This is a genomic window from Sulfitobacter sp. 1A13679, from assembly GCF_043557115.1.
Taxonomy (GTDB): domain Bacteria; phylum Pseudomonadota; class Alphaproteobacteria; order Rhodobacterales; family Rhodobacteraceae; genus Sulfitobacter; species Sulfitobacter faviae.
The window spans coordinates 1-23,758 of record NZ_JBIFFO010000017.1 but is presented as its reverse complement, the minus strand read 5'-3'; the positions used below and the strand labels follow the sequence as shown (position 1 = coordinate 23,758).

The 23,758-nt window shown below is 55.4% G+C and carries 25 protein-coding genes, 1 tRNA gene and 1 pseudogene; 13 read left to right on the top strand and 14 right to left on the bottom strand.

Annotation, left to right across the window (positions count from 1 at the left end; genetic code table 11):
- Positions 1-148 precede the first annotated feature (148 nt).
- From hisD to ACGYLA_RS13710, 5 genes are read right to left on the bottom strand one after another with little or no spacing between them, the layout of a single operon-like run.
- A complete protein-coding gene (hisD, locus tag ACGYLA_RS13730) occupies positions 149-1,450 on the bottom strand; it encodes a histidinol dehydrogenase (RefSeq protein ID WP_394433199.1) in 1,302 nt (433 codons plus the stop codon).
- Positions 1,451-1,500: 50 nt separating this feature from the next.
- Positions 1,501-1,830 (bottom strand): hypothetical protein, encoded by a 330-nt coding sequence (locus ACGYLA_RS13725; RefSeq protein WP_394433197.1) that lies wholly within the window; start codon positions 1,828-1,830, stop codon positions 1,501-1,503.
- Positions 1,831-1,860: 30 nt separating this feature from the next.
- Positions 1,861-2,331, bottom strand: a complete 471-nt coding sequence (locus ACGYLA_RS13720; protein WP_067266611.1) for a DUF2948 family protein — start codon at positions 2,329-2,331, stop codon at positions 1,861-1,863.
- Positions 2,328-3,599 (bottom strand): UDP-N-acetylglucosamine 1-carboxyvinyltransferase, encoded by a 1,272-nt coding sequence (murA, locus tag ACGYLA_RS13715; RefSeq protein WP_168612796.1) that lies wholly within the window; start codon positions 3,597-3,599, stop codon positions 2,328-2,330. The genes ACGYLA_RS13720 and murA overlap by 4 nt, the downstream gene beginning before the upstream one ends.
- A gap of 3 nt (positions 3,600-3,602) precedes the next feature.
- Positions 3,603-3,779 carry a hypothetical protein gene (locus tag ACGYLA_RS13710; RefSeq protein WP_168612795.1) on the bottom strand — a complete coding sequence of 59 codons (177 nt, stop codon included), beginning with the start codon at positions 3,777-3,779 and terminating at the stop codon, positions 3,603-3,605.
- Between the two features lie 85 nt (positions 3,780-3,864).
- Between ACGYLA_RS13710 and ACGYLA_RS13705 the strand changes: the two genes are divergently transcribed.
- Positions 3,865-3,939: transfer RNA gene (locus ACGYLA_RS13705), tRNA-Thr, on the top strand.
- A gap of 499 nt (positions 3,940-4,438) precedes the next feature.
- Here the strand turns inward: ACGYLA_RS13705 and ACGYLA_RS13700 are convergent.
- From ACGYLA_RS13700 to ACGYLA_RS13675, 6 genes and pseudogenes are all read right to left on the bottom strand, one after another.
- Positions 4,439-5,482, bottom strand: a pseudogene (locus ACGYLA_RS13700) (recombinase family protein); the annotation flags it as partial.
- Between the two features lie 17 nt (positions 5,483-5,499).
- Positions 5,500-5,826, bottom strand: coding sequence for a hypothetical protein (locus tag ACGYLA_RS13695; RefSeq protein ID WP_394433195.1), 327 nt, complete (start codon positions 5,824-5,826; stop codon positions 5,500-5,502).
- Positions 5,827-5,918: 92 nt separating this feature from the next.
- Positions 5,919-6,197, bottom strand: coding sequence for a hypothetical protein (locus tag ACGYLA_RS13690; protein ID WP_394433193.1), 279 nt, complete (start codon positions 6,195-6,197; stop codon positions 5,919-5,921).
- Positions 6,194-6,553 (bottom strand): hypothetical protein, encoded by a 360-nt coding sequence (locus tag ACGYLA_RS13685; RefSeq protein WP_394433191.1) that lies wholly within the window; start codon positions 6,551-6,553, stop codon positions 6,194-6,196. The genes ACGYLA_RS13690 and ACGYLA_RS13685 overlap by 4 nt, the downstream gene beginning before the upstream one ends.
- Positions 6,550-8,232, bottom strand: a complete 1,683-nt coding sequence (locus ACGYLA_RS13680) for a type IV secretory system conjugative DNA transfer family protein (RefSeq protein ID WP_394433189.1) — start codon at positions 8,230-8,232, stop codon at positions 6,550-6,552. Before ACGYLA_RS13680 ends, ACGYLA_RS13685 begins: the two co-directional genes overlap by 4 nt.
- Before the next feature lie 68 nt (positions 8,233-8,300).
- Positions 8,301-8,429: a hypothetical protein gene (locus tag ACGYLA_RS13675; RefSeq protein ID WP_394433187.1), complete on the bottom strand. Its 129-nt coding sequence runs from the start codon at positions 8,427-8,429 to the stop codon at positions 8,301-8,303.
- Positions 8,430-8,594: 165 nt separating this feature from the next.
- Here ACGYLA_RS13675 and ACGYLA_RS13670 point away from each other — a divergent pair, with 165 nt between their 5' ends.
- From ACGYLA_RS13670 to ACGYLA_RS13640, 7 genes are all read left to right on the top strand, one after another.
- Positions 8,595-9,503 carry a hypothetical protein gene (locus ACGYLA_RS13670; protein WP_394433185.1) on the top strand — a complete coding sequence of 303 codons (909 nt, stop codon included), beginning with the start codon at positions 8,595-8,597 and terminating at the stop codon, positions 9,501-9,503.
- Positions 9,500-9,838: a low molecular weight protein tyrosine phosphatase family protein gene (locus ACGYLA_RS13665; protein WP_394433183.1), complete on the top strand. Its 339-nt coding sequence runs from the start codon at positions 9,500-9,502 to the stop codon at positions 9,836-9,838. Before ACGYLA_RS13670 ends, ACGYLA_RS13665 begins: the two co-directional genes overlap by 4 nt.
- A 905-nt stretch (positions 9,839-10,743) precedes the next feature.
- A complete protein-coding gene (locus tag ACGYLA_RS13660; RefSeq protein ID WP_394433181.1) occupies positions 10,744-12,045 on the top strand; it encodes a DNA cytosine methyltransferase in 1,302 nt (433 codons plus the stop codon).
- Positions 12,045-13,643 carry an ATP-binding protein gene (locus tag ACGYLA_RS13655; RefSeq protein ID WP_394433179.1) on the top strand — a complete coding sequence of 533 codons (1,599 nt, stop codon included), beginning with the start codon at positions 12,045-12,047 and terminating at the stop codon, positions 13,641-13,643. The genes ACGYLA_RS13660 and ACGYLA_RS13655 overlap by 1 nt, the downstream gene beginning before the upstream one ends.
- On the top strand, positions 13,636-15,837 hold the full coding sequence (locus tag ACGYLA_RS13650; RefSeq protein ID WP_394433177.1) for a Z1 domain-containing protein: 2,202 nt from the start codon (positions 13,636-13,638) through the stop codon (positions 15,835-15,837). Before ACGYLA_RS13655 ends, ACGYLA_RS13650 begins: the two co-directional genes overlap by 8 nt.
- Before the next feature lie 5 nt (positions 15,838-15,842).
- Entirely contained in the window at positions 15,843-16,802 is a 960-nt protein-coding gene (locus ACGYLA_RS13645; RefSeq protein ID WP_394433175.1) for a PD-(D/E)XK motif protein, read from the top strand.
- A 47-nt stretch (positions 16,803-16,849) separates the two neighbouring features.
- Positions 16,850-17,539 carry a restriction endonuclease gene (locus ACGYLA_RS13640; RefSeq protein ID WP_394433173.1) on the top strand — a complete coding sequence of 230 codons (690 nt, stop codon included), beginning with the start codon at positions 16,850-16,852 and terminating at the stop codon, positions 17,537-17,539.
- Positions 17,540-17,550: 11 nt separating this feature from the next.
- Here ACGYLA_RS13640 and ACGYLA_RS13635 read toward each other — a convergent pair whose 3' ends face one another.
- The gene (locus ACGYLA_RS13635; RefSeq protein ID WP_394433171.1) at positions 17,551-18,483 is read right to left on the bottom strand and encodes a hypothetical protein; all 933 of its coding nucleotides are present in this window, start codon (positions 18,481-18,483) and stop codon (positions 17,551-17,553) included.
- Between the two features lie 2 nt (positions 18,484-18,485).
- A complete protein-coding gene (locus ACGYLA_RS13630) occupies positions 18,486-19,565 on the bottom strand; it encodes a hypothetical protein (protein ID WP_394433169.1) in 1,080 nt (359 codons plus the stop codon).
- Between the two features lie 484 nt (positions 19,566-20,049).
- On the opposite strand from ACGYLA_RS13630, the gene ACGYLA_RS13625 reads away from it, so the two are divergent.
- From ACGYLA_RS13625 to ACGYLA_RS13610, 4 genes are all read left to right on the top strand, one after another.
- On the top strand, positions 20,050-20,952 hold the full coding sequence (locus tag ACGYLA_RS13625) for an ArdC family protein (RefSeq protein WP_394433167.1): 903 nt from the start codon (positions 20,050-20,052) through the stop codon (positions 20,950-20,952).
- A 32-nt stretch (positions 20,953-20,984) separates the two neighbouring features.
- Positions 20,985-21,245, top strand: a complete 261-nt coding sequence (locus tag ACGYLA_RS13620) for a hypothetical protein (protein ID WP_394433165.1) — start codon at positions 20,985-20,987, stop codon at positions 21,243-21,245.
- A 124-nt stretch (positions 21,246-21,369) separates the two neighbouring features.
- Positions 21,370-21,804: a DUF6884 domain-containing protein gene (locus ACGYLA_RS13615; protein ID WP_394433163.1), complete on the top strand. Its 435-nt coding sequence runs from the start codon at positions 21,370-21,372 to the stop codon at positions 21,802-21,804.
- Positions 21,797-22,432: a hypothetical protein gene (locus tag ACGYLA_RS13610; protein WP_394433161.1), complete on the top strand. Its 636-nt coding sequence runs from the start codon at positions 21,797-21,799 to the stop codon at positions 22,430-22,432. Before ACGYLA_RS13615 ends, ACGYLA_RS13610 begins: the two co-directional genes overlap by 8 nt.
- A 54-nt stretch (positions 22,433-22,486) precedes the next feature.
- On the opposite strand, the gene ACGYLA_RS13605 is transcribed toward ACGYLA_RS13610, so the two are convergent.
- Positions 22,487-22,666, bottom strand: a complete 180-nt coding sequence (locus ACGYLA_RS13605) for a hypothetical protein (RefSeq protein WP_394433159.1) — start codon at positions 22,664-22,666, stop codon at positions 22,487-22,489.
- Between the two features lie 563 nt (positions 22,667-23,229).
- Here ACGYLA_RS13605 and ACGYLA_RS13600 point away from each other — a divergent pair.
- Entirely contained in the window at positions 23,230-23,460 is a 231-nt protein-coding gene (locus ACGYLA_RS13600) for a hypothetical protein (RefSeq protein ID WP_394433157.1), read from the top strand.
- Positions 23,461-23,758: the final 298 nt, after the last annotated feature.

The window sequence follows — 23,758 nt, the reverse complement described above, 5'->3', positions numbered from 1 at the left end:
CCCTTTCGTGGATAGCGCAGCGGTGGGGAGGGGGCAATGCGCGAGAACACGCGCGCCCGCGATTGCGCCCCGTCAGCGCATTTGACGATACGTCAGAAGCATCGGCAAGACCGAGAGCGCGCAGGCGGGGGCAGCGCTGCCCCCTGCCCTAGTCGTTAAGTTTGCGCAGACGCGCGGTGACCGACAGGCCATGCGCCTCAAGGCTTTCGGACTGGGCCAGCCGCTCTGCCGCGGGGCCGATGGCCTTGAGCGCCTCGGGCGACATCTGCGCCAGCGTCGTCCGCTTCATGAAATCCAGCACCGACAGGCCAGAGGAGAAACGCGCCGAGCGCGCCGTGGGCAGAACGTGGTTCGGCCCGCCGACGTAATCGCCGATCGCCTCGGGCGTCCATTGGCCAAGGAAGATCGCCCCGGCATGGGTGATCTTGTCCGACAGCGCCTTCGGGTCCGCCACGCAAAGCTCAAGGTGCTCCGGCGCGATGCGGTTGCTGAGGGCGGCGGCGGCGTCGAGGTCCGGCACGGTGATGATCGCCCCATTGTCGCGCCAGCTTGCGCCCGCGATGGCGCGGCGTTCGAGGGTGAGCAGACGTTTCTCAACCGCCTTTTCCACTGCGTGGGCAAAGGCAGGGTCAGTGGTGATCAGGATGCTCTGCGCACTCTCGTCATGTTCGGCTTGGCTGAGCAGATCGAGGGCGATGAAATCGGGATCATTCTCTCCATCAGCGATGACAAGGATCTCGGATGGCCCCGCGATCATGTCGATGCCGACCTTGCCAAAAACGCGGCGTTTGGCGGCGGCGACGAAAGCGTTGCCGGGGCCGGTGATCTTGTCCACCGGGGGGATCGTTTCAGTGCCATAGGCCAGCGCCGCCACGGCCTGCGCGCCGCCGATGCGGTAAATCTCATCCACCCCGGCGATGCGGGCGGCCAGCAGTACAAGCGGGTTCAGCACGCCATCGGGCGTCGGTACGACCATGGCCAGACGGGCCACTCCCGCCACTTTGGCCGGGACCGCGTTCATCAGCACCGAGGATGGGTAGCTTGCCAACCCGCCCGGCACATAGAGCCCCGCGGCGGAAACCGGTGTCCAGCGCCAGCCCAAAGTCGCGCCGTCGGGATCGGTCCACTCCGCATCCTCGGGCAATTGCCGGGCGTGATAGGCGCGGATGCGGTCGGCGGCGAGTTCCAGCGCCTTGCGGTCTTCGGGAGAGACTTCGGCCACGGCGGCGTCGACCTCTTCCGCGCTGATGCGCAGGGTCTCGGCGGTCAGGGTCACGCGGTCGAATTTCTGCGACAGGTCGATCACGGCGGCATCGCCACGGGCGCGCACATCGGCAATGATCTCGGCCACCACGGCATCGACATCGGGGCTGTCCTCGCGCTTGGCGTTTAGCAGTTTGTCAAAAGCCGCTTCGAAATCGGCAGCGGAGGCATCGAGCGTGACGGGCATGGGTTCAAGCTTTCGTAGAGGGGCCGCCGCGCAGGGCTGGCCTGAAAATGTTAAGACGCCTGCGGGCGGCGCAGGCTCGGCTCGGCCCGCAGGCCCGCGGTTTTAGAGGTGGCAGCGGGGGCGGAGCGCTGCGCCAGTCGCATGGCGCGGGTGTCTTGGGCATTGTCGAAGATCGCACGCGCCACCTGCGCCACCAAAATGGCGGAGAGACCACCCGAGACCAACGCGAGCGGCACCACCAAAGTCGCGAGCGAGAGCGACGCGATGAGTTGCACCGCGCCCAAGGCGCAGCCCAAGAGGATCAGCGCCCAACCGGACATCTCGGTCAACAGCGCGGTGATCCGGCCCCGGGTAAATCTATTCTGTTTCAGTTCAGGCATCTTGCGATCCTTGCCCGCCATACGGCGGCGTCACTCAGGGTGAACGGGCCGTTTCTTGGACGGGGCGACATAGGGGCGGGTCACATCCTTGAGCGTCACCTCAAGCGCTTCGACCTCCAACCGGATCGCGCCATCGCCAGCCAATGTCAGCGTCACATGGCCGGACGGCGCGTCGCCCTCTTCAAAAGCGATGTCGAGCAGCGACAGAATCGTATCGGCATCGCCCTGCGGCACACCTTGGCTGGCAACACGCTGCACGTTGTTGAACATCAGCACCGATTGCACCCGCTCGGGCGCGTGACGCGCCGCCCCCGTATCCTCATGCCGCAAGCGGTTCAGCAGCAGCGCGAAACGCGCGCCCGCGCGGTGCCAGCGCATTTCCGAGGCGGGGAAAACCGCATCCTGCGTCAGCGAGGCGATTACCGTCAGATCCTCGGCATCCAAAGCGCCCAGGTTCAACGGCGCTTCGCGGCCATCTTCGAAACGTGCATCTTCGGTCATTTGTCACTGATCCTTTCGATATCCGCCCCAACGCCGCGCAGTTTGGAGACCACATGCTCATAGCCGCGATCAAGGTGGTAGACCCGGCTGACCGTGGTCTCTCCAGTGGCGGCCAACCCGGCAAGAATGAGGGAAATCGACGCCCGCAGATCGGTCGCCATAACCGGCGCCCCTTTGAGCTTTTCGACCCCGGTGACCTTGGCCGTACCCCCCTGCACATCAATCCGCGCGCCCATGCGGATCAGCTCCGGCGCGTGCATGAAGCGATTCTCGAAAATCTTTTCTTCCAGAACCGAGGTGCCTTCGGCGGTGCAGAGCAGCGCCATCATCTGCGCTTGAAGATCGGTCGGAAAGCCTGGGAAAGGCTCGGTGGTGACATCCACTGCCGAAATCCGCCCGTTGCGCCGCGCGACCTTGAGACCCGCATCAGTCTCGGTCACGTCGATGCCCGCCGCGTCGAGCTTTTCGCAGAACGCTTCCAGCAAATCGATTCGCCCGCCCAGTAGCTCAACCTCACCGCCGCAGAAGGCCGGGGCCAGCATATAGGTGCCAAGCTCGATCCGGTCGGTCACGACCTTATGGGTGGCGCCATGTAGGCTGTCGACGCCCTGAATGGTGATGCTGGAGGTCCCATCGCCTTCGATCTGCGCGCCCATGGCCCGCAGACAATCCGCAAGATCGACGATCTCAGGCTCGCGCGCGGCGTTATTGATGACGGTGGTTCCTTTGGCGAGGGTGGCGGCCATGAGGATATTCTCGGTCGCCCCGACAGAGGCAAAGGGGAAGTCGATCACCGCCCCCTTCAGTTTGCCGCCCGCAGCCTTGGCATGAAGATAGCCGTCCCGCAGGTCGATCTCCGCCCCCATTTTGGCCAGACCATCGGTGTGAATGTCCATTGGGCGCGCACCAATCGCGCAGCCGCCGGGGAGCGAGACTTCGGCATGACCTTCCCGCGCCAAAAGCGGCCCCAAGACCAGATTCGACGCGCGCATCTTGCGCACGATGTCATATTCGGCCCGTGTATTGATCTCCCCATGGCTTGCCATGGTGATGACCTTGCCGTCCTGCATCGCGGCCACTTCGGCGCCGAGAGACTGCAAAAGCTGCGTCATCGTGCGAATGTCGCTCAGACGCGGCGCATTGGTCAGCGTCAGCGGCTCTTCGCTCAGCAATGTGGCGGGCATCAGCGCCAGACAGGCGTTTTTAGCACCCGCGATGGGAATTTGCCCGTTGAGCGCACCGCCGCCCCTGACCAGAATGGAATCCATCGTTCAGCTGTCCTTTTCCGGCCCCTCGGGGCCATTGCCTGTATCCTGCGCCACATCCTCGGCCCGCGCGCGCGCCTGCGCCTTGCGCCGCGCCATATTCGCCTTGAGCGCAGCCTTCAGCCGCGCCTCCCGCGCAGAGGGTGTTTTCGCGTTCTTTTCCGGGGCGTTTTGCTTTGCCATGCCGCCTATCTAGCGCAGGGGGCAAGAAGGGTCCAGATCAGGGGTTGCGCCCCCTTTCGATTGCGGCTAATCACCCGCCCACGGCGCTGCTGTAGCTCAGAGGTAGAGCACTCCCTTGGTAAGGGAGAGGTCGAGAGTTCAATTCTCTCCAGCAGCACCATCTCACTTTTTGACTCCGAAATTCCCGCTAAATACTTGAAAGGGAACGATAATTCGGGAGTTCCATACACCCCGTTTTGACCGTATTTCAGTGGCTCTGAAAAGACCAATCTCAGCACTGTCTGGCGCATAGCGAAGTCACCATTTTTGTAAATATTCCAAGGGCTTGCCAAGAAATTGAGGGCGAGTTCAATACAGTCCTCCAGCCGTCCCTTCGGCGGCACGGTTGTTTCAACCCTTTCGGCAAGCACGATCTTTTGACGCTCCAGCTTATCGATACGCGCTTCATAGGCACTGACGACCGATGCACTCGTAGCGTCAACGATCCGATCCAGGAGGCTCCCGATCTGCCGATCCACCTCCTTGAGCTGCTTCTGTAGCTCGTCCTTCTCACCGTGCGAAATCGCGAGCCGCATATCCCATGCATCGCGCAGCATGGCCTTTGCCAGATCGAACAGCCCGCGAGCAGGTTGCAGGCCTTCCATGATCTCCTCAAAAGCGCTTTCCATTTTCGCCCGAGGAACGGACTTGCTCTTGGCTTCGCAGCCGCGCGTCTCACAGCGATAGTAGGCATAGTGTTTGCGGCAGCCCTTAGACCAGGCAGCAGTCATTGCGTTGCCGCAGCATCCGCATTGCACGAAGCCACGAAGCGGGAAGTCTTCGTTGAAGTCTTTCCGAGCGGCAGGGAGCCGCTTACGGCCTTCTAGATTGTCTTGAATGCGTTCAAAAGTCTCGAAACTGATCAGACCTTCGTGCTGACCTTTGCGCAAGCTCACGCCCCACTTAGGGGCTTCAACATATCCTGCGTATACCACCTTCTTTAGAAGGCGCGTCACGGTCATCGGGCGGAGTGTCCCGTCCTTACGATCTTTCGGGAAGTGTGGATTGCGCTCCAAGAAACGCTGTACTTCCGCCTGTGAGGCGAAATGCCCCGTGGCGAACCCTTCAAGCGCTTCGCGCACAACAGGGGCAAGAACATCGTCAGGAACAAGTATTTTTCCGCCACCTGAAGGCGCGTTGACATAGCGATAGCCGACAGGGGCTCGAAAGACCCAGAAACCGCCCTCTACACGAGCTTGCATCTTCTGCACTACTTGGCGGCGATTTTGTTCGCGCTCAAGCTCGCCTTGCGCAGCAATAACGGTTTCAATGAACTTACCTTCGGGGGTGTCTTCGAAGCGAAAATTCAGACATTCGATTTTTGCGCCGCGCCTTGAGAACTCACGGCGGAGCTTCAAATGGAATTCAGTGTCTCGGGCAAATCGCTTCAGATCGTCAAAGATAACCACATAGGGCTTGCCTTTCTGCGCATCGAGATACGAGAGCAGAGCGACCATGCCAGGGCGGCGCATGAAATCGCCGCCCCCGCTTACGTCATCGGGGAACACAGCTTCAACGTCATAGCCTTTGTCTTCGGCATAGGCGCGACAACGCTGCTCCTGGCTCTCTAGCCCGCTGCCCTCAATCCGTTGCTTCGTGGAAGACACACGGCAGTAGATCAGCGCTTGGGTGGCCTGTCCTATGTTGTTGTTATCTTTATTCATGTGACCTCCACGCCTAGCTAAGGACTGAATTTGTTGGTGTTATCTTCTTTGTCTGGATCATCAGAGGATACCGCACCGAAGGCTTTTTTGGCACCCTCACCACCGTTGAGAGCAGTTTTTCCACAGACTTCTTGGAGCGGGTGAACCTCGAAGCCGAGGGCAACGAAGGTGAACATGATCGACCACAGTGCTTGCAGAAACTCTTCCTTCTGCGCCTGAGTCATATCGACACCATCGAGGTACGACTGGTACCTCTCCGCGTCTACGGTCAGGATGCTCTTCGGGGACGAGCGATCCTTGCCGCAAAGGTCGTGTTGACCTTCCGTATTAAATTCATCGCGCATATACTACATCTCCCACTTTGGGGATGGGTATCTCTAAATACCCATCTTAATTTTATCAGAATTTATCTAAAAACCGCAAATTTCTGCGGTTTTTAAAAGGGTAGTTCGTCATCGTAGTAACCTTTCGAATTCTGGAATTCGTCGATGTATTGATCCCAATCCCGACGCGCTTCTTCTTCAAGATCGCTGATCATCCGCTCATGCTTCGAATAGAGATCGGCATTCATCCACATTTCGGCTTTCAGGATTGCGTAGACGAATAGATGTAGGGCGTATTCATCCTTGTTCGTGTGGCCGAAATATTCGGCAACCCGTTCGAACTTGTTCCAGTAATAGTCATCCATATTGCGGGCGAATGTGTAGTTGCTCATCTCAGAACTCCTTCGATCAGTTTGTTGAAATCCAGCGCCAGGAACGTCACCAGCTTGCAGCGCTCGCCGTATACGGGTCGTTCTTCGCGGCGGCCTTGGATGCCGTAATAGGCGCACCAAGAAACCGAATTGCAGGAGCCGAAGCCGCGCATCGGATGCCTACACTGGTAGTCCCAGCCGACATGAGGCGTGCCGACGAAGGCGAAAAATCCAGCGATGCCTGTCAGAACGATCATGCGCGGGCGCAGCAGAACGGCTTTGATCGTCCCGCCGATACGGCGGCGCAGCCGCTTGATTGTCCCTTCAGGGCGTTTGGTCGGCGTGCCGCCTACGACTTTGACTTCAAACTTGCTCATTGCTTCCCCTCACTTTTGTCTTCGAACTGGTAGCTCAGCCGCACCAGCGGCTTCACATTCGGGTAGTCACCCTCGACAGGGTTCACCGCCGCCCATTCCCGCCACGGCGAGAAGAACCAGAACGGCATCCGTTCCCCGAGGATCGGCTTTACGTTCTTGATCAGCAGCAATTGCTGATCAGGACGGAGCTGCATGATGTCTTCAGTCCGCATCAACGGCTGGCCTGTCTCGGACAGGCTTTCGCCTATGTCGTCAGTTACGGAGCGCCCGAGATTGAAGTTCTGCGTTTTGACTGTTGTCTGACCGAGTTCGCGCGACAAAGACTGCGCAAGCTCCAAGCTGTTCACCGCGAAATACTGGCGCACTTCGGCCTGCGACTGGATCGTCTTGGCCGTATGCGGCCCGTAAAGGCGCACAAGCTCGGCCATTTCCTGCACGATCATCCAGACCCGCACGCCCAGCCCAGGCAGGGCGGTCAGGCTTTCAGCAAGCCCTGCGAGCTTGCCGATATTGGCAAACTCATCGAGCATGAACAGAACTTCGCCCTTGTCCTTCGAGCGCGCGACCGCCGTGATCGCCTGATTGATGATCAGACCGAGCGCCGCGCCGTGCGAGGCGATGCGATCAGGTGGAAACGCCAGATACAGCGTGACATTGCCCGTCTTCAGATCGGCCAGCGATATGTCGGAGGCGCTGACGGCATCGGCGAGATAGCCGCCAGGCTCGTAGATGGAGAGGTGCTGAAGCGCACCCGCGCGGAAGTCACCGAACAGATCGGGGTTGTCTTCCATCTGATGGGCGAGATCATCGCCGAGATCGGCAAGAATACCGCCCAGAACATCTTCACGGCGCATCGCATCAACCGTGCGCTGAAGGCGCAGCGGGTTCGCGATGATCCGCCACATCTCGGGCAGCGTGCAGCGCTTGGGCGCACAGGCGGCGAGATACAGCAGGACAGCACGCATGATGCCGCGCGAGCCTTCGCGGAAATACTGGTTCCGCGTATCTTCGGGCTCAGGATAGAGCTGCATGACGATGACCTTCACTTCATCGGTCAGGCCGCGCTGCAAGGCGGGATCGCCCGCAATGGCGATCAGATTCTCAAGCGGATTGATGCGGTCTTGTTGCAGCCCGTGGAGACCCCACGGGTTGAAGACCGCCACATCCTGGCCGAGCCGTTCGCGGCGATGCGCCGCCGTCATCCCCGCAAGTTCCCCCTTGGGATCGGTGACGACCATCGAACCAGGATAATGTTCTGCGTTCGGCGTCACGATGCCGACGCCCTTGCCCTGACGGGCAGGCGCGACCAGAAGCAGGTGCGCCTTGCCGCGATAGAAAAGAGGCTGACCATTCAGGAGGCCGAGATACAGCCCCTTGGGATCGAGCAGGCCTTTGTCCTCGCACTCTTCGAGCGTGGCAAAGACCGCATCGCCAAAAGTACCGGAAGTCACTTGGCTGGCTTTGCGCTTCTCGCGCTGTTGCCAGCCCTTGTAGTACCCGCCGAGGCCGCCAAGCATGGCAATCCCGCCGATAACCTTGAATATCCCTGTATAGAGATCGTCGGCAGCGTCACCCGCAGCCATGTACTGTCCCCAAAGTTGAGCAAGGCCGTAGAACGACGCGCCGAGCAGCAGGGCTGCGGTCGGTGATCCGCCGTTGGGATTTATGCCGTTATTCATCTTGGCTCTCGCAGGTTCAGGAATTCGGGGAGGGGACGAGGCGGCCATCGCCGCCCCGTCCAAGAGCATCACTTGCCTTGCTTGCCGTTGTTTACGGCAGCGGCGATGCGCTCGGCTTGTTGGTGGGGCATACCGTTCGTGTTGACGGTTCCGCCGTTCGCGCCGACTTTGTTGGCGTGCTGTTCTTGAGGTGTCATAAGCTCAGCTCCTTTCGGTTCAGGTTGGCAGCGCGCCTGCTGGCCGCTGTCCCGACTGATGTGGACGCTGCGAAAGATCGAAAAACCTCGGAAAAGTAACTTCTTGCACCGCATATTCTGTGCAAAGGTCAGCACAGATGCGGGGATTTGCAGGAAGCGTTTACGATGCCGTGGCAGGAGACAGACGAGCACAACCAAAAGCTCTTCGACGCCCTGTCTACGCTTGCCCGCGAGAAAGGAGCGCTGGAACGGCTTGCGGGCGCGATCAATGCTGATGACCGCGCACAAGCTTCAGATCGCGCGCGGCAGGGAAGCAAACACAAGCCGCGCAAGACGCTGATCGCGGAATCGACCCTAGCGCGCTGGCAGGAAGAAGGCCTTGGCCGCGTGAGCAATGCGCAATCTCACAAGAAGCGCATTGTCTTCGAATTCCTTGAGCGCTCCGCTGATTTTCGGACGGAGCTGTTCAGACCCTTGAGCGGCTTGCCCGCAGGGCTGGCTGAATTCACAGCCGAGCATCGTGAGCATATCGCAGGTGCATTTTCTCCTGATCTGGCAGAGCTGGATGGGACATATCGGATGTTTCGGCCTGCACGGCTTGTCTCAGGACTGCGCCATGCCCGCGTGAAGATATCGCGGCTGCAAATACAGACCTCGGGTGGCGTGACGCGCTACACGGAGTTGCAGCGCTTCAAAGACCCCGATTCACCTAATTTTCCCGTTGATCGGACAGATGACGGTCTCGTTCTCTCGATGACAGGAAATATCCTGTTTATCGCCATAAGCCGTGACGGCTTTCATTCTGGAATCCACTTGGCTTCATTTGCCCATCCGCGCCTTGGCGCAGGCGCTCCAATCAGGCGTCTCGTGGGTGTAACGCTCGACAATGAGGACGGAGCGGGTCATAGAGTTGATAGGTTTCTTGCCAGCCGTGCGTCCGAGACTTGGGACGAGATCGAGATGGGGGTGTTCAAGCCGCCACACGACCGCTTAGCGCATGACATTCTAGAGGCGCTGGACTTCGCCGAACTCGAAGCCTGCGCCGCAGCGGCATTCAATTCGAGGTGGACATGAAGGTTCTGTTTGTTTGCACCGCCAATAAGCTCCGCAGCCCGACCGCCGAAGACGTGTTCAGGGACTACCCTGGCATCGAGGCCGTGTCGGCAGGCACGGACGCCGAAGCTCCGCGCCCGCTTACGAAGGAGCTTGTCGCCAGCGCTGACCTGATCTTCGCGATGGAGAACCACCACCGCGAGCGGATCAGGAAAAAGTACAAGCAGCGCCCAACTGACAGCAGGATCATCACCCTGCATATCCCTGATGAGTATGAGCGGGACGATCCCGAGCTTGTTGCGCTTCTCAAGGAGAAGGTCGAACCGCGCCTTGCCAGCATCCTCAGCGATAGTTGAGGGTGCTGTAGTACAAAGTTGGCACTCTTTGATGCGCCGCAATAATCATTGTAGTACAAAGCCCTAAGGCCGCCGTTAGGCGAAACCGCAAGATGTGTTTTGTAGTACAAAACCATCTTGGCAAGGGGGCTCGCTGCGCGCCCCCGTTGCATCCCCCAGGCCGTGGCTCTGTCAGGGGATTGACCCCATCCAGAGCCAGCAGAACGTATCGCCGTTCAATCACTCGCGGGAGACTTCGCTCTCCCTGCACCCATCGATCCTTTCAGGAAGATCAGGGGCTATCGCGCCCCTTGAAACCCACTCGCAACGTCTGACCGTTGCATCACCAATCGGGGGAGCGTTCCTGCTCCCCCGATACCCCCATGAGGACTTCATCCAGACCACTTCATGGAGACGATTTCATCGAGACCAGGGAGGGAGCCTTCGCGCTGCCCTTCCTTGGAACCTTCCCATCGACCAAAGAGCGTGTCACACCCCTTGGAACCCTGACCAACCCTACGCGGATTGGATGCCGCCATCTTGCCGAAGATGGATCACTCTTGGGGGGCTATCACCACCCCCAAACCCAGATCGTCAGACTTGGAGAATGCCCTCTCCACCGACACCGAACCATGGCCTACCGACCGCCCGTTTGACCCGCACCACGCCGTGGAGGCCACTTCATGGAGACGACTTCATCGAGACCAGCCCCGCGCAGACTGGATGGCGTCAGCGCCGCGGCGCTGAACCCGTCAACTCGCTTTGCTAGTCTTTCCACAACTGCGTTCAGTGTAAGCTCCAACGCCCACCATCTTGTTCACAGGCGATTGGTAAGCCCAATATGCAGTAGTCGGGGCGAAAGCTTGTGTTGCAAAAAATGCGCGGGGGATGTAGCCTGAACGAAAACCGCGAGGCAGTGTAACCGAATGAAATTTATTGATCTTTTTGCGGGTCTAGGGGGATTCCACCAAGCGCTTAGTCAGCGCGGGGCGGAGTGTGTATTCGCATCAGAGTTGAATGTCGGACTCTCCGATCTGTATGAGAAGAACTTCGGTCTTCGCCCGCATGGCGACATTCGCAGCGTTGATTTAGCGTCAATTCCTGACCATGATATTCTGTGTGCAGGTTTCCCCTGCCAACCATTCTCCAAGGCAGGAGATCAAAAGGGGCTGGAATGCCCGCAATGGGGCAACTTGTTTGACTATGTAGTGGCAATCCTCAAACAGAAGGAGCCGCGATACTTTATCATCGAGAATGTTCCGAACTTGATAAAGCATAATGGTGGAGACACTTGGAATACCATTTGCTCGCAGCTTCGCGAAGAATACGATATCTCCTTTGAGCGCCTATCGCCGCATATGTTCGGAATTCCACAGAAGCGTGAGCGCGCCTTTATTGTCGGGGACAGAAAAGGGTTGGGTGGCTTCAACTGGCGAAAGCCAACGGCAATGCCTGAAATATCTATTCACTCAATTCTCGACAATGATCCGCCCGATGCGCATGGTCTGAACGAAAACCATGTGAAGTACATCGAAACCTGGCAGGAATTTCTCGCGGCATTTCCTCGCGAGGAAGAACTCCCATCTTTCCCAATTTGGGCTATGGAGTTCGGAGCCGACTATCCCCTCGATGGCAGTACGCCACACAAGCGCTCGTATAAAGGACTCGGAAACTACAAAGGGGCATTCGGGAAACCTTTGAAGGGTTTGTCTCCGAAAGAGGTGGAAGAGTCGCTGCCAAGCTACGCACGAACTGAACTGGACGCATTTCCAGACTGGAAAATTGATTTCATTCAGAAGAACAGGAATTTTTATGTTCAGCACCAGAAGTTGATCGATAGTTGGATAGACAAGATCAAAGGCTTTCCGCCGAGCTTCCAAAAGCTGGAATGGAACTGTAAGGGCGCGGAGCGCGATATCTGGCATCACCTTCTTCAATTTCGTGCCAGCGGTATTCGCGTGAAAAAAGCAGATTCAGCCCCGTCACTAATAGCAATGACCACAAGCCAAGTGCCAATCGTGGCTTGGCGCAGGCGATACATGACACCCCGGGAGTGTAGCCGTTTGCAAAGTATGGGTGCGCTTGAACACCTGCCAGATTCAAAGAATGGCGCGTATAAGGCTTTCGGGAATGCAGTGAACGTTGATGTGGTAGGCCACATCTATGATTGCCTGATGAACCGCGAGCCCTTCGCAGATAAAGATACCATGGCGGTAGCGGCAGAGTAATGGCACAGGTAAGTTCAGTAAATATTCGCCCTGGCGTCAACGTTCTCTCTGTACTCCCACATCTAAATTACAAATCTTGGTTTGCCTTAGCCGAGTTCGTAGACAATTCCATACAAAGCAGTATCGACAATGCTAAGAAGCTAAAGTCCGTGGATGGTGGAAATTACCAGCTTCGCGTTGACATAGATTTTAACGTCCTGGGAAACATAATATCAATAAAAGACAATGCTGCTGGAATTGCGTCGTCGGACTATCAAAGGGCTTTTCGCCCTGCGGAAATACCGCCGAATGCCACAGGATTATCTGAGTTCGGCATGGGTATGAAGAGCGCGGCTTGTTGGTTTGCTCCAAACTGGAGCGTCCGCTCAAGTGCCTTGGGCGAGAATGTTGAACGAACCGTTATCTTCAATATCGATGAGATCGTTCACGACAGCGTAGAAGAACTTAGCGTGCTTTCCATGCAAGTCGCTGAAGACAAGCACTACACAGAAGTAAGACTTGAAAACATTCGCCGCTTCCCTCGCGGCAAGACAATTCACAAGATCAAAGAGCACCTGTCAAGCATCTATCGTGTCTACATTCGAGACGGTTCTTTGGCTCTCTACGTTGATGGTGAACAGTTGACGTATGAAGATCCAGTTATCTTGAGCGCACCCAGTTATCGCGACCCAGACGGCGAGGCCGTCTTGTGGAAGAAAGATATCGATTTTGACCTTGGTGATGGAAAATCGGCAACGGGCTTTGTGGCGATACGAGAAACGGCGAGTACCCGCTTGGCGGGGCTGGCGCTCTTTCGGCGAAAGCGTCTTATAATGGGGAGCGCAGACGAAGCGTATCGCCCAGAGGACATTTTTGGCCGCTCGAATACGTATCCATATCAAAGGATATTCGGTGAAATTCATTTGAAAGGTTTCTTTGTTTCTCACACTAAGGACGGCATCAAGTGGGAGGAAAGTGAAGACGAATTTCTGCGGAAATTACGCAAGGTTTTATCGGAAGAAGAATTTCCGCTTCTTCAGCAAGCCCGAGAGCATCGCACAAAAGCTAGCGTAAAGAGCATCCGCAAGGACGCTACGGCAGCTTTAAATGCAACTGTAGCGAACCTTAGCGATGCGACACTGTCGGCGAACGGTGAGACAAAAGGCGAGGCGGACGATTTGTTCACCATTAGTGCCGATGTTAACCAGGCTGCCCCAGATCAGGACACACCCCAAGACCAGACGCTGCCCGATATTGCGAGTGCGGACAAGGAGCAAGCCGAATTTCAGCTTAGCTTCAGAGGTGAGCCATGGATCGTTGCCATGGAGCTTTCCTATGCGGATGACGGTGCCGACTGGCTCACAATTCAAGATCATCCTTCGATCCTTGACCCCGAGCCGCGCCGCGTAACGGTGCGGGTGGCCATGCTTCACCCATTCATGGCGCAGTTTCCGACAATGGATGCCGACAGCTTTACTGCGATACTAAATATCGCGGCAGCTATGGGATTGGCCGAAGTCGTTGCAGCAGAGCTTGCAGACAAAAAGCCGACTGTGATTCGCAGGTACACCAATGAAATTCTGAAAAACCAAATGTCCAAGAGAACGATGCATGACTAGTAAGACGAGCGTTATTAAGGTTGCGCCTACTGCACCATTGGGGCGCGGGGGCTGGAACCCCGTGCAGGGAAGTGCCTTCAATGATATGTTGGAAGCGAACAGTGCGTTGTCCCAAGAAGAGAAGGATCGACTCTCCGAAGAGACGACCAAGATTCTTAGCGATTGCATTGATCCGAGGGCGGCGGGAAAGACCAATACGGGTCTCGTCATCGGCTACGTGCAAAGTGGTAAGACACTTTCTTTCACAGGGCTGGCCGCGCTAGCCCGAGACAACAAGTACCGCCTGGTTATCCTGTTGGCTGGGACTACCAATAATCTCGTAGAGCAGTCGCACGCGCGCCTGAAGGAAGACCTTGATATTGATGCTACGCGGGATTGGAAGCTGTTTTCCACCCAGCAAAAAGGTTTTCAGCAAAGTGAACTTGATCGTGTGAATATGGAACTCGCCAAATGGCGGCGTGGTAGTCCGCGTGCACGAACCATCCTCATCGTCTCGATGAAGCAGCACCAGCACCTAGACAACCTTTCAAAGTTACTTTCAAAATCTGATCTGACTGATGTGCCAACGCTCATTATCGATGACGAAGGAGATCAGGCGGGGATCAATACCAGGGCAAAGCAGGATGAAGAGAGTACTACATACTCGCGTATCATGGATTTGCGGAAACTATTTCCTCATCACAGCTACTTGCTCTACACCGCCACCCCGCAAGCTCCACTATTGATCAGTCGGATCGATACCCTTTCGCCAGATTTCGGATGTGTTTTGACACCTGGCAGCAAGTATGTGGGCGGACAGGAGTTTTTTGTTGACGGTGCAAGTAAATACATCGAGCCAATTCCAATTGGCGATGTGCCTGACAAAAACGATCCACCGATTGAGCCGCCCAGTAGTTTGCTTGCAGCACTCCGCCACTATTTTGTCGGTGTAGCTATAGGCCTGCTGGAAGAGGATTATCAGAACGGACGCAATCGTTCGATGATGATTCATCCTGCGGTGCCGAAGGACGAGCACCTGATGTTTGTACGGTGGGTGAAACAGACCAAGAAGAATTGGTCGATCATTCTCCAAGATGAAAACCACGAGGACTATGCGGACTTGGTTGCCGCTTTCAAAGTATCGGCGAAAGAGCTGTTCAAGACGTATGATACATCATTCACTTTTTCGGAAGTGTTGTCTGTTCTCTTCGAGGCCATCGAGGAGACGGCTGTGGAAGAACTCAATACAAGAGAAAAGAACCGCATCCCAAGCATAGACTGGAAGGGAGATTACAGTTGGATTCTCGTAGGCGGTATCGGACTCGATAGGGGGTTCACAGTCGAAGGTCTGACAGTAAGCTATATGCCCCGATCAACGGGCGTTGGGAACGCTGACAACATTCAGCAGCGTGCTCGCTTCTTTGGCTACAAAAGAGGATACCTAGGCCTTTGTCGAATTTATCTGACGTCAGAAAACATCGATGCCTTCACCGACTACGTGAAGCATGAAGAATCCATCCGCGGCTCAATTCGACACCATCTGGCGCAAGATAGGACGCTGAAGGACTGGAGGCGCAGTTACTTTCTCGACCAAAGCCTGAAGCCAACCCGCAGTTCCGTCATCCTTTTGGAAATGTATCAGTCGAAAGGCCGTGGCGGTTGGGTCATCCCAGACCACCCATTCGATGACTCAGAGATAGTGTCAGAGAACCGCGATGTCGTTGATAGCATTATCGCCGACTTCGATTTTGAGAGCTATGCAGAACCTGGATGGAACGACAAGCAGGTGGTTCCAGCATTTAGTGACAGTGTCGAGCTCGCCGACTTGCTTCCCAGGATTGGACAACTCCGCTACAAGTGGCCAGACGACAACCTGCAACATTCTGCGCTTCTGTTAGGCCTTGAGCGTCTGGTAAACGAAGACCCAGAGTTGACCTGTAGCTTCTATGCTTTGTCAGGGCCTTGGTCAGACGTTGATGCCGTTCGTACTCTTGGAGACACCATCCCTCCGAAGATCAAGAACCTCTTCCAAGGTGCGAATGCGAACACAAACTATCCTGGTGCCAGAGCTCTTGTATCTGCGGAGAAGATAACCTTCCAACTTCACCGCTATGATATCCAGACTTCCGACAAGAAGCGGATGATCAGGGATGTGCCGACATTGGCCGTTCATGTTCCCGATCATCTCATGGAGCGCGTCTGGATCGAAAGGTAGCGGAAGTGCTCTTCGAGACCTACGTAAATCTTGTCAACGATTTTCCCGAAGGGTGCACTCAACTCTTTGGTAAACCGCTGAACGCCGACTCTTCCTTGTGGCTTTCTGTGGACGGCGATGCGTACCCATCGTTGCTCTTCCCCGCGCGTTTGGATGATCACAGAAGCGATATTGAGTTACGCTCAATTTCTGCACATTTTTCCAGAAATTGCACCATAGACGCGGCAGACAGTGCTGGCGCTTCGGGTGTCTACACTATTGTCAGTCTACGTGAGAACGACCCGGACATTGTTCGGCTGCTGTTATTGCTCCTCGAGGAGACTTTTGAAAATGGCCGCGCACCGTTTTCCAATCGAGATATTGCTTCTAGCATTCAAGACCTTGCAAACCTGTTTAAGCAGATAGCAGGTGCGGATAGGGACATTATCGGCCTTTGGGGTGAACTGCATATACTATCGTATGCGGGCGATGTTCACTCGGCGGTTCGTTGTTGGTGCAGCCACAAGATGGCCAAGTACGATTTCGTGACCAGTAGGGCTGTTCTTGAAGTCAAAACGACCACAAGCTCAAGGCGAAAGCATCGATTTTCTCTCGATCAGCTTCGCCCAAATGGCGATTATCAGACCTATGTTGCGTCACTCAATGTGATTGAGCTTGGCTCTGGAAGAACCGCAGCGGAGCTGATGGAGGAAATTTATGCGCAGATCACAGAGCCGGAACTGCGCACATCGTTTTTGCGTCAGTGTATGGCCAAGGGTGGGCAGGATATTTACCGCAATTCTATGAAGCTGAGTGTATTCCCCGATGGATCGTCACTTGCCGTCTTCGATGCATCCAGCCTTCCAGTGCCGGAGATTGCTCTGAATGCTCCCATCGAGAATGTAAGGTTCGATCTCGATTTGACTGATTGTCCATCCATCCCCAATAGCACTTTGTCCTCTATGATGGTTTCGAACGAGGATTAGATGAGGATCATCTCTTCGATAAATGTGGTCACTTGCGGAATCTCACCGTGACTGACGTTCCCGACTGGTTGGTCTATCAACGTGTAGTTGCCTGTTTTCAAGCAGAGAACGCAGGCATGGACGCGACAGTTATCCCGAATGCTTCTCTAAGAGGGACGATCAGTGGCGTTCAAAGGCAGATTGATATTCTGGTTGATGCACGATGGCAGAGCGGTGTGGCTCGGCGAATTATCTATGATGCTAAAAGGCGAAATCGAAAGATCAATGTAAAGGATATCGAAAGTTTCGAAGGAATGATGCGCGATGTTAGGGCTAATCGCGGCGTAATTGTCTGTTCTAGTGGGTGGACGGAGGCCGCAGAAGCGAGGGCAGATCAGAACATAGAAATCGTCCTTATGGCGGACGATGACGCCGAGAATCTTGACCACGCCGCTGTTGAACCTTGTCCATATTGTGTCGATCAGAATCGTAAAACAAAGGGGCTTGTTTTTTGGGACGGCCAGCTTTCTTTGCCGCTCGGCGGATGGAGTGTGATTTTTACTGGAAAATGTGACGGCTGTCGCTCTTTCGCGTTTTGGTGCTGGGAGTGTGGGGAAAAGACTGTGTTACCTGATAACATTATTCATAAATGCTTTTGCGATCGCACCTGGTACACGGAACGCTATGAAGACGAAGTTGTGTTCTGGCTAAAGGCTGAAGGTGGTGACGTTCCGCTTGACCGCCGCCCAACCCGTTAATTCAAGAATGATCAAGCTAGCGGCAGGGCATCCACTCGTATTTGCATCCACGCTTTGAGATCATTCGCAAGCGCTTCGGGCAGTACGATGGGGTTTGCTCGCTTAGCGCTCAACAGCCGTAGGCGATCAAAAACGATGGCCTGCCCCTCCAGTGAAGCGCGCTTCAACTCCGCGCTTTCGATCACAAAAGGTGCAATAATCCCCGTGCTTGGCATTACAGCCGCATTCAGGTATTTCTGCCAGGTTTTTCCGTTGGGCGTATGTATCTTCTCTCGCCAATTTTTCCCGCTAGCGCATTGAAGAAAGAATACAGGCATTCCCTCGCGTGCGTCTCCGTAAGGTCGGTAGCAGACGAGATCAAGACCTCCATCGTTGCCTTGCGGTGCTATCCAATCGTTCAGATCAGCTGCGCCTGCTGTGAAAAGCAACTCGCACAGTGCCTCGACAATTCCTGGGATATTCTTCGCGTCATCGGGCGTCCATCCCGCGCGGTAAGTTTTCCAGCCTGGTAGAAGTGAAGGGCAGATTACCTCGGTACACCGTTCGAAAAGGTCGCCTTGACCTACAAAGTCGCGGTGTCCAGCCGCCCACTCGGGGTATATTCTGAACAAAGACAGAAGAACCATAAACGAAGAAAAAAGGTCGTCCTCCCATGTCGTTTGGCGCGTCAGTCTGTCTCTGGTGAATTCGGCCTCAAGTGACAAGCCTCCCCAATTCCGGCGGCGACCAAGTTCTTCCCATCCTTGGGTTGCAATCTGATAGGCTAAATCTTGTCCATCATCATTACATACCTGTTCTTCTATCAGCAGATCAACCACATCATTCTTTGAAACGCGTTCGCTTGAAAACAGTAGGCAGGCCTCCAGCCAATCACCTAAGGAGGTCACCCCCACATTGGACACACCTACAGATTTCTTGAAGTCTTTCTCTGGAATTTGGAGCATATTCACTCGATTCCAAGTGTTTCTTTGATTTGAAGCGCGGTGCTAAACATCTTCTTGGATATGCTCTTCAACCTTTCATCTTCCTTGTAGAAGTGAATTGTTGTTAGCGCTTCTTGAAGATTAACTGTCGCCGTTGATATTAGGTCATAGACTTCTTCCTGATCACCACCAGCGATCACATAGGCTTTGTCTAGGCTAGGCTTTCTAACCCTTCGTAAATACTCCAGGCCGTCTTCCGAAGCCAGCACGCTCGCAAACTTATCTATCTGACGGGAGTCGCTCACAACTGGACTATTTTCTTGGTCGCCAAAGAGCCACTTAGAAAACTCCACCAAATTCGGGATGCTGTCTTTCGGAATGGGTGGGTACACTTCGCCTGGCTCTACCTCAAACTTCGGGTCGAGATTGAGGAATTTTCGAACACCAGAGGTTCGAATCGATAAGAAAAGGACGCTGAAGCGATCTTCGACTTCTTTAACGACAATATCCTCTATGTCGTCCATCTGTCGAAGAATACAAAAGGCTATGTAGTTTCTCTGAACCGTCGGCGTCTTGCTGCCAATTTTGCGCATGACGTCTCGATATGACAGGCCACCATCGTCAATCATTTTAGCAATGAATTGTGCCTTTTCAGGCGGCGCCCATTCTTTGATGCCAGTAACGTGCCTGAATCCTAAGAACGACACTATTTCTTCCCGAGACCCCACGACTATGATAGGCACGTTGGCAAACATTTTGTCTGGGCGCGTCTGGCCAGCTATTATTTCCAACCAGCGCTTTGACGTGTCTTCACCATCAAAAGTCTTAGCTAGCCTTTTTAGGGCAGCTATTCGGCGGTTGCCCTCGACCACTACTAATGCTTGCTCTCCATCGAGTTCTTCTCTGACGCATAGAACCGCCTCGTGTACCCAAAAGCCGCTCTCCAAGAATGAAGTTGCTAGCTCTTCTAGAGACCAGTCTTTCATTCGGTCATAGATTTCGTCTTGCGAGAGGTTTTTGCCATTAATGGATCGACCGAGCCTCGGGTTGAGAGGGTCGAGTTTAATGTCTGTCAATTCTGCGTAGTCGATGGTGCCCGTCATTGTTCGTCCATTTTAATCTATGGAAATCAACATTGTAAAGCTCGATGTTCGTTTCCCTAGCGCCCTCGATGAGTCTGTTGCACAACCTCTTTAGGGCACTTGGTTCACAAAGAACATGATCAACTATCAGGGATGCGGGTTCATTTCTGCTGACGGGCGCACCCTTCGGGTCGGGCTGTCGTGAACCGAGCCCGCCTGTGGCGGTCTCGGCCATTCGGCTTCGATCCCTTGCGCTGATCTGATGCCAGCCCTGGCGGGCTGACTTTCTCTTTCTTGTTTTGGGGTCTGCGACCCCCTTCGCCGTCAAGACCAAGCCCTCCGCATGGGCTTCGGGCGCAGTCAGCGGTCTCCCCAACCTTCCGCGCTTTGCTTGTGCAGGATGGGCGATCCCCCACCGCTGCCTGCGGTCTGTGACGGTCTCCCCCCTCTCTTCGCCAGAGGGGCAGTTCGGTTGCATGCGCAACCAAACATAGGAGAAAAGGAAGTGAAACAAGACGTTTACCAGAAAGTCACAGACAAGATCATCGCCGATTTGGAGCAGAGCGAACTCACATGGCTGAAGCCGTGGAGCGCTGGCAACATGGACGGGCGTGTGACCAAACCCCTGCGCCATAACGGCCTAGCCTATAGCGGCATCAACGTTCTGATGCTGTGGGGCGCGGCGATGGAAGCAGGTTTTTGCTCTCCGTACTGGATGACCTACCGCCAAGCGCAAGAGCTGGGCGCACACGTCAGAAAGGGCGAGCGCGGCAACTCTGTTGTCTATGCTAACACCATCACAAAGCTAGAGGAACAGGACAACGGAACGGAGGAAGAGCGCACCATACCGTTTATGAAGGCTTACACCGTCTTCAACGTTGAGCAGATCGAAGGCTTGCCCGAGCACTACTACGTAAAGCCCGAGCCCGTCATTGACCCCGCGCAGCGCATCACCCATGCGGAAGACTTCTTCGCGGCGACAGGTGCGGACGTTCGGCACGGCGGCAATCAGGCCTTTTATAGCGGCGGCAGCGATCATGTTCAGATGCCTGTCTTCGAGTGTTTCCGCAGCCCCGAGGCCTACTATGCAACCTTGGCGCATGAGCTGACGCACTGGACGAAGCACCCCAAGCGCCTTGACCGAGAATTCGGGCGCAAGAAATGGGGCGATGAAGGCTATGCCCGCGAAGAGCTTGTTGCCGAACTCGGCGCGGCGTTCCTTTGTGCCGATCTTGGCCTGACCCCCGAGGCTGGCACAGATCATGCGGCTTATATCCAGAGCTGGCTGAAGGTGCTGAAGGACGACAAGCGGGCGATCTTCTCGGCAGCCGCTCACGCCCAGAAGGCAGCAGACTTCCTGCATGCGTTCCAAGCCCAGAACGAAACAGCAGAAGGAGTCGCCGCGTAAGCGGCGGCTCCGCCACGGCGGAGGGCAAGACAATGGAACAACATACAATCGTATGGCGCGGCGTTCAGATCGAGATAACCTTCACGCCCGAGGCGTTCGGCATGGTCGATCACATCGAACTGCGCACCGAAGGCAAAGCGCCGTTGCCCGTCACTGAGACAGGCTACCGCTCGCACTTCACGCACAAGGGAACGGTTGCCGAATACGGCGGCGCTGTCGCCTTCGTCACCGCATGGCTCGACCACGAGGCCGAGCGCACAGGCTGGCGCGGAGCGCAGCTTTCCTTGTTCTGATAGGGCAGGAAATTTTCGGCTGGCCTCAAGGCCAGCCGTCCTTATGCTTCGCATTGTTTGCCGCTACGCTATTTGCGCATGAGTTATGCTGTGGTACGTTCTATTGTAACCAACTGAAAACAAGATGAATTCAAAGACCAACAAACGCCCGATAGTCCTAATCTCCTGCGTGAAGAGCAAACGATCCGTGCCGAGCAAGGCGCGGGAACTCTATACAAGCCCGCTCTTCAAGAAGATGATGAGCTATGCACTCTTGCTCGAACCGAAAGAGATTTTCATTCTTTCCGCGCTTCACGGAATCCTTGATCTGGACACAGTAATTTCGCCTTACGAAAAGACACTCAACAATATGAAGGTGAAAGATCGCAAGGACTGGTCGGAGGGAGTAATCGCCTCGCTCGAAGAACGTTGTGACCTACAGAATGATGAATTCGTTCTATTGGCTGGCAGAAAATATTCGGAATTCCTCGCGCCCAGGCTCGCGCACGTTACCCAGCCTATGGATGGCCTATCCCAAGGCAGAAGATTGAAGTGGCTAAACGAGCAGTGCCATGTCTGAAGCGTGTGAACTGTTGCACCATTGGGCGAACACGCTTCCCCGTCTGAATGCTTCATATTCTGCAGGTGAGATACCCAAGAACGGCATCTACTTGGTATTCGAAAAGGGCGAGTCTGCCCACGGCGGAGATCGCATCGTTCGTGTCGGAACGCACACGGGCAACGATAGGCTCGCCAAGAGACTGCACGAGCACCTGTTCAAGCCGAACAAGGACAGAAGCATCTTTCGGAAACACATCGGACGCTGCCTGCTGGCCGATGACCCTTTTCTTGAACAGTGGAACTTCGACCTAACATCGCGAGCCAACAAACTGAAATACGCTGGCCGCGTGGATATCGAGCACCAGAAGGAAGTCGAAGCCCGCGTCACCGAGTACATAAGCGACAATCTGGAATTCGTGGTTTTCCCTGTGAAGGAGAAGCCCGAAAGGCTCGATCTCGAAAAATCCCTTCTAGCAACGATCAACTGTTGCGCCGATTGTCACCCATCGCCGACCTGGCTGGGCTTGCGGCATCAGGCGGACATTATTCGGCAAGGTCTCTGGAACGTGCAGGGGTTCGGCGGTGAGCCCCTGTCTGTTTCGGACGTTCAGACCCTCGCTGGTCACACGGCAGCGAGAGAGCACTGAACGCAAGCGGTCAGAAAAATTCGCGGCTGACCTCACGGCCAGCCGCATCAGTATTTAGAGACCTGGCGCACGGGTCGCCAGCTCATCTTCGATAGTTCGCATCGTCACAAGTGCTTCGCGCTGTTCCTGCGAGCCGCGCGGGGCGGCAGTAAAAGCGATGAACGCTTCTTTGCGCAGACCGTACAATTCAGGTGTTCTTAGCGTTGCTGCTTCAAATCGAGTGACAAGTTTCATGTCATCCTCCTTTGGCTTCAAGGAGGCTCCGAACCATTCAGAGCCTTTCGGCTCGGACACACATCATCATCGGCCAGTGAAGGCGCTGATGGTTCGGCACTGACGCTAGAACGTCATAGGCGGATGCGCAGGGAGCGCGTCTGCGGTTTGCGGCTGCTATCGCCCAAAGCACCACAGGATTGATCTCGGTTGATCGGAAAGAAGCGGGCATCGGGTTTGCTCGCCGTCACAGTGCGCTCGCCAAGGGCAGCGCCAGCGGTTCCAGATGCGGATTTTCGCCAGTAGATGCGCGAGACACGAAGCAGGGCATGACGGATGTGGCTGGCTGAAGGACAGTTGCCGTTTTTCTGACCGCGTATCTCTCACCCCTTTGATCGGGGCGGGCTTGCATCAGGACACCCAATAATCGCACTGCGATTTCCTTGGCCGAACGCGGCACGGCCTTCAATGGTCTGCCCGCACCACCTGGCTGCGCCAGCCGTGTTGACCATGAATCCCGAGCCTTTGCCTTCGGCCTGACGGGAGGGCGTTAGCAAGCCACCCCAAACAAAGGAGATGAGATCATGGCACGCGAGAAAACGAAAACTACCCCAGCACTTAACGCACCCGACTTTCTGGCTTGGCACGTCACACAGAGAGGCGAGAAATCCTTCTGGAACAAAGTCGGCGCGGCTTGGGCGCACAAGGACGGACAGGGCTACACGCTTCAGCTTGAGACTTGCCCGATCAACGGGCGGATCGTCCTGCGGGCTCCGCTCGATGATACCCCACCGCAAAACGAAGGGCGCTCCTAGAGCGCCCCTCTGGGAAAACCCACGATCCGCAATTAAATATTGAGTGCAGACCTACCGAACCTGAATATGGCGAGGTCAAACCCGTCACTTCCCCACAACACTGTGCATATAGCTAGCGCAAACAGTGATACTATTTCGAAAGTGGGTTAATATCATTAAATTACTAGATGAACCAATGAATGAATAAAGTGGAAAAATCAGAGTCAGGTTTGAGTTTATTAGTAAGCGGCGGCTACGTAGCACTTAGGATCAGCTTGACGGCTGGAAATTCCACGGAAGTAGGTCGTCGATGCGATTG